Annotated in this window: 3 protein-coding genes, 1 other RNA gene and 1 pseudogene; 3 read left to right on the top strand and 2 right to left on the bottom strand. The window is 42.7% G+C overall.

The features are described from left to right. On the bottom strand, positions 1–4,126 hold a 4,126-nt coding region (gene gltB, locus WKF69_RS04415; protein ID WP_340379809.1), incomplete at its 3' end, for a glutamate synthase large subunit. Between the two features lie 216 nt (positions 4,127–4,342). Between gltB and ffs the strand changes: the two genes are divergently transcribed. The 3 genes from ffs (at position 4,343) to fsa (ending at position 5,616) form a co-directional block, all read left to right on the top strand. Further along, positions 4,343–4,442, top strand: an RNA gene (gene ffs / locus WKF69_RS04410) — signal recognition particle sRNA small type. Positions 4,443–4,484: 42 nt separating this feature from the next. Beyond that, entirely contained in the window at positions 4,485–4,859 is a 375-nt protein-coding gene (locus tag WKF69_RS04405) for a four helix bundle protein (protein ID WP_340379807.1), read from the top strand. A gap of 97 nt (positions 4,860–4,956) precedes the next feature. Beyond that, positions 4,957–5,616, top strand: coding sequence for a fructose-6-phosphate aldolase (fsa, locus tag WKF69_RS04400; RefSeq protein ID WP_340379805.1), 660 nt, complete (start codon positions 4,957–4,959; stop codon positions 5,614–5,616). A 36-nt stretch (positions 5,617–5,652) separates the two neighbouring features. Here the strand turns inward: fsa and WKF69_RS04395 are convergent. Beyond that, positions 5,653–5,934 (bottom strand): annotated as a pseudogene (locus tag WKF69_RS04395) (hypothetical protein); the annotation flags it as partial.

Raw genomic sequence — 5,934 nt, 5'->3', positions numbered from 1 at the left:
CCGCCTGACCTCTAACAAAGAGTTCACCTGAAGTTGCCCCATACAGAGCGACGTTTCCAATGATAATGTTCTCCTGAGGGGTTGTTGTATTTTTTGCGGATGGATAGATTACTAACTGTGCCCCCGAAAGCCCCTTCCCTACGTAATCATTAGCTTCTCCCTCCAGCTCAAAGGAAATACCTTTAGTACAGAAAGCCCCGAAGCTTTGTCCTGCCGATCCTGTAAATTTATAATTGATGGTGTTGTGCGGCAATCCTGCAGAGAAATACTTTTTAGTTATCTCATTTGACAGGATAGTACCCGTTGTACGGTCAGTGTTTTTAATATCGAACGAAGAAAACACAGGGGTTTTACTCTCAATAGCATCTTTTGCTTTTTCAAGCAATTTCCAGTCGATCACATTATCAAGTGCATGATCTTGTTTCTCGCTATTGTGTAAAGTCATTCCCGACGGGTTATCCATAAAATGCAGAATACCTGAAAGGTCAATATTTTTGATCTTCCAGTGATCTACATCATCACGCATTTTAAGGAACTGGACTTTACCAACCATATCATTGATTGTCCGAAAGCCAAGCTCAGCCATTATCTCACGTAATTCTTCTGCGATAAATTTAAAGAGGTTAACAATATGCTCCGGTTTACCGGTGAATAGTTTCCTTAAATCGGGATCCTGAGTGGCGACCCCAACAGGACAGGTATTCAGATGACATTTACGCATCATGATACAACCGCCTGCTACCAATGCCGCAGTGGCAACTCCCCATTCTTCGGCTCCAAGAAGCGTTGCAATGGCGATATCCTTCCCAGTCTTTAACTGTCCGTCGGTTTGCAGGACAACCCTGCTTCTAAGCTTGTTTTTAACCAATGTTTGCTGCGCTTCAGCCAGACCAAGTTCCCATGGTAAGCCAGCATGCACAATAGAAGTTAACGGTGAAGCACCTGTTCCGCCATCATAGCCAGAAACCAGTATCACATCAGCATGCGCTTTTGCCACACCAGCAGCGATTGTACCAACACCTGCTTTGGACACTAGCTTTACACTGATCCTTGCAGCGCGATTAGCATTCTTTAAATCAAAGATCAGTTGTGCCAGGTCTTCGATAGAATAAATATCGTGATGCGGCGGCGGCGAGATCAATCCCACTCCAGGTGTTGCGTGGCGAACTTTTGCGATCCAATCATCAACTTTATCACCGGGCAGTTGTCCACCCTCTCCCGGTTTTGCCCCCTGCGCCATCTTAATCTGAAGCTCATCGGCATTAGCCAGGTAATTTGCTGTTACTCCAAACCTGGCAGACGCGATCTGTTTAATTGCAGAACGCATAGATCCGCCATCAGGCATAACTTCATATCTCAATTCGTCCTCACCGCCTTCACCGGTATTGCTTTTAGCTCCAATGCTGTTCATCGCTATTGCGAGAGTACTATGCGCTTCATGCGAAATCGAACCAAAAGACATTGCACCTGTGGCAAATCTTTTTAAAATTGCTTCAACAGGTTCAACTTCATCCAGCGGTACTGGCTGGCGATGATGAGAGAAGTCAAGAAGGCCTCTAATTGTATAAAGGCTGTCAGTTTGTTTATTGATATGTGATGCATATTTTTTGTACACATCAAAGTTATTTGTGCGGGTTGAATGCTGGAGCAAATGCACCGTATCCGGGTTAAACAAGTGTGCTTCGCCCCTCCGTTTCCACTGATAAACACCGCCGGCGGAAAGGAGCCGTGCTTCAATACCGGTCCTTCTAAACCCGGTGAAATGTTTGTGTAAAGCTTCCTGTGCAATATCATCAAGTCCCAGCCCACCTATACGCGATACCGTTCCGGTAAAATAATGGTCAACAACTTCTCTATTAAGGCCAACAATTTCAAAAATCTGAGCACCGTGATAAGACTGAAGAGTAGAAATTCCCATTTTTGAGAAGATCTTTAACAATCCATCATTTACAGATTTTGTATAATTCTTATAAAGTGATTTCAGGTCTAATGTGGTATCCAGCTTCTCATCAGTTTTAAGTTTTCTTATAGTTGCGAGCGCTAAATAAGGATTAATAGCAGTAGCACCGAACGCTATAAGACAGGCAAAATGATGTACTTCCCAAACATCTCCTGCCTCCAGCATTATACCTACAGCACCACGTAAGCCCTTTTTAATAAGGTGATGATGAACTGCAGAAACTGCAAGCAAAGAAGGAATAGGTGCATGTTCAGAATCGAGAGCCCTGTCAGATAATATCAGAACCTCGAATCCATCGTGCACAGCGTCCTCTGCATAACGACAAAGGCGGTCGAGTCCTCGCTGAAGGGAACCTGCCTGGCCGTCAGCTTTAAAATAAGTTTGTAATGTTTTAGCCTGAAAAGACCCGGTATCAATACTTCTGATCTTCTCAAGTTCTGTATTGCTTAGTACCGGATGGGGCAGTGCAACACAATGGCAGTGCATCTTATCCTCATCAAGGATATTTCCATTATTACCCATAAATCCTGCTAGGCTCATTACAAGGCGTTCGCGGATCGGATCTATTGGCGGATTTGTTACCTGGGCAAAAAGCTGCTTAAAGTAATTTGACAGATGCTGAGGGCGGTCCGAAAATACAGCCAGCGGAGTATCTGTTCCCATAGAACCAATTGCTTCTTTTCCAAGCAAAGCCATGGGTTTGATCAGGGTATCTATATCCTCACGTGAATAACCAAATACCTGCTGGTATTTAAATGTCGACTCGTTGGACATTTGAGTAAAAGCTACTCTTGGCTCAGCGAGATCCTCAAGTCTGATCTTATAATTTTCAAGCCATTGCGCATAGGGCTGGCGGTTAGTTACCTGTTTCTTAATTTCATCGTCTTCGATGATAGTACCTTTAATTGTATCCACAACCAGCATCTTGCCAGGCTGTAAACGGCCTTTCTTGATTACCTTCGCTTCATCTACAGGTAAAACGCCGGCTTCAGAAGCTACAATGATCTGATCGTCGTTAGTTATAACGAAACGCTGAGGGCGAAGGCCGTTGCGATCAAGCGTTGCACCAATTCTATGGCCGTCAGTAAACGCGATCGCTGCAGGACCGTCCCATGGTTCGATCAGGGTAGCGTGATATTCATAAAATGACTTTGTTATCGGGTCCATCTGCTCATTTCCATCCCACGCTTCAGGGATCAGCATCATCATCACATGAGGTAATGACCTTCCGCAATGGAATAAAAGCTCAACTACGTTGTCAAGGCAGGCAGAATCAGATTGATTGTTATCGATAACCGGGAGCAGCATATCCATTTCATCCTTGCTGAAGAACGGAGAGGCGAATGACCTGACACCCGAATAAAACCAGTTCAGATTCCCTTTAAGAGTATTAATCTCACCATTGTGAGCAATAAACCTGAAGGGTTGCGCTAATCTCCATGATGGAAAGGTATTAGTAGAAAACCTTGAATGGATCATACCGAATGCGGATCTCACTTCGCTATTCGTCAGGTCCGGAAAATAAATCCTAATCTGACTGCTGGTGAACTCTCCTTTGTATATAATTACGTTTTGGGAAAGTGAACATACATAAAACTGCTCCTCTGCTCCTCTAACAGTCTCGCGAACTGTTTTAGTGATCAGGTTTTTTAACACATACAGTTTCCGTTCGAAGTCTTCAGGTGTATGAAGAGAAGCAGGCCTCTCGATAAATATTTGCTCTATATCGGGCTCGGAAGAGAATGACGCGTCTCCGACAATACCTTTATTAATAGGAACTATTCTATATCCCAGGATAGCAAGTCCCAGTTTTTCAGCACTTTTTGCAATTGCAATACGGCAAGCCTCCTTAATAGTGGCCTTCTTCGGCAAGAAAAGCATTCCTACACCATAACTCCCTGGTTTGTCGAGGGTGATATTTAGCTTCAAGGCTTCCTTTTGGAAAAAGTCATGTGGAAGCTGCATTAAAATTCCCGCTCCATCACCAGAATCCGGATCACACCCGCATGCTCCACGGTGCTCCATGTTTTCTAAAATAGTAAGGGCATCACTTACGATCTGGTGCGACTTCCGGCCCTTAATATTTGCAATAAAACCAACTCCACAAGCATCATGCTCGTAATCCGCACTATATAATCCTTGCTGCTGGCTATCAGTATTTGTCATCAAAAATCTAGAGTTAATAAATCCGTCTAAATTAATAAAAACGGGAGTGATTACTTAATTTTCAAAAATTTTTACCATTCAATCAAAAACTAGCATTATTTACATTGTAAATTATCAAAATAATAATTTTATAACCATTTCATTGTTAAAATAGTATTTCACACTTCATTTTGTGCCCTGAGAGCTATAATTCCAAATTTTTCCTACTTTTGTCGCGGGCAAGTCTTTTACGACCAGCTCCCTTTGAACTCCCCCAGGGTGGGAACGCAGCAAGGGTAGAAGGTTGTAGCGGTGCGATAAAAGGTGCTTGCCCATTTTTTTCTTCAATTTGTCGATTAGCCGATTTGTCAATTTGTCAATGGCATCAAAGATTCCCCTTCATGACAATATTATAGTTGAAAAGACATTTCTTTTTGCTGTACAAATATTAAAGCTCTCGCCAATCTTGCAAGAAAACAAACAATTTGTATTGGCGAACCAGTTACTGCGCTCAGGAATGTCAATAGGTGCAAATACCAGGGAAGCCCAGAATGCCGAGAGTAAAGCTGACTTCATTCATAAATTTAAGATAGCGGCGAAGGAGGCAGATGAGGCCGAATACTGGTTATTACTAACCAATGAAGTTTTAAAAGATTCGATCATCCCCCAATTATTAGAGGAATTAAAAATCATTCAAAAAATAATAACGAAAATAATAGCCACCACAAAAAACCAGCTGGCTAAAAATACTTAGCATTGAAATCAGATTATTCATAATAAAATATTAGTGGCGATTGAACTCAGTTGCCAATTGACAAATCGACAAATTAACAAATTGACAAATTGAACTTATGAAGTTTTTCATAGACACAGCCAACCTGGCTCAAATCAAAGAAGCACAAGCTTTAGGTATACTTGATGGTGTAACCACCAACCCTAGCCTAATGGCCAAGGAAGGCATTACAGGACATGAAAATGTCATTAAACATTATAAAGCTATCTGTGACCTGGTTGAAGGTGATGTGAGTGCTGAGGTTATTGCTACTGATTTTGACAATATGGTAAAGGAAGGCGAAATATTAGCGGCCCTTGATTCTAAAATTGTAGTCAAAGTTCCCATGATTGCCGAAGGCATCAAGGCTATAAAATATTTCAGTTCAAAAGGAATAAAGACTAATTGTACTTTAGTGTTTTCATCGGGCCAGGCATTGCTTGCTGCGAAAGTTGGTGCAACTTATGTTTCTCCGTTTATCGGACGCTTAGACGATGTATCTACTGATGGCCTGACTCTTATCGAAGATATCCGTTTGATATATGATAACTACGGTTTTGAGACACAAATTCTGGCGGCCTCTGTTCGTCATCCGATGCACATAATTAACTGTGCGAAGATTGGCGCAGATGTAATAACCGGCCCCCTATCTGCAATGTCGGCTTTAATGAAACATCCTCTTACTGATAGCGGATTGGCTCAATTCTTAGCGGATCACGCGAAAGCGGCGGGAAAATAAGCTATACGTTGTACGTTTGAGCCTGCCTGCCGGCAGCTACCCTGTATACATATCTTTTGCAAGCCCTACCCCTTCCATGATGTTGGTGAACCGATCCAATCCGTTTTTTAAGCAAATTACACCTGGAGGTCCCTGAGAATTGTAGCCCTTCCATTTACCCAACCTCCCAATGACCCACGTGACCCCTTTTGTCTTTTTGGGATCGTTGTTGTTTTGGGATTTCGCCGTTTTTCCCTGAAACTTTTTATTCAGGTGGGCCAACACCTCTATCTCTGAAGATGTGAACACCTCTTCTATGGGCTGTCCCTCTTCGGGGTC

Origin of the sequence: Daejeonella sp. (assembly GCF_037719425.1) — a bacterium.
Classification (GTDB): domain Bacteria; phylum Bacteroidota; class Bacteroidia; order Sphingobacteriales; family Sphingobacteriaceae; genus Daejeonella.
Note: the sequence above shows the minus strand (reverse complement) of the source record. Positions and strands in the feature narration are given on the sequence as shown.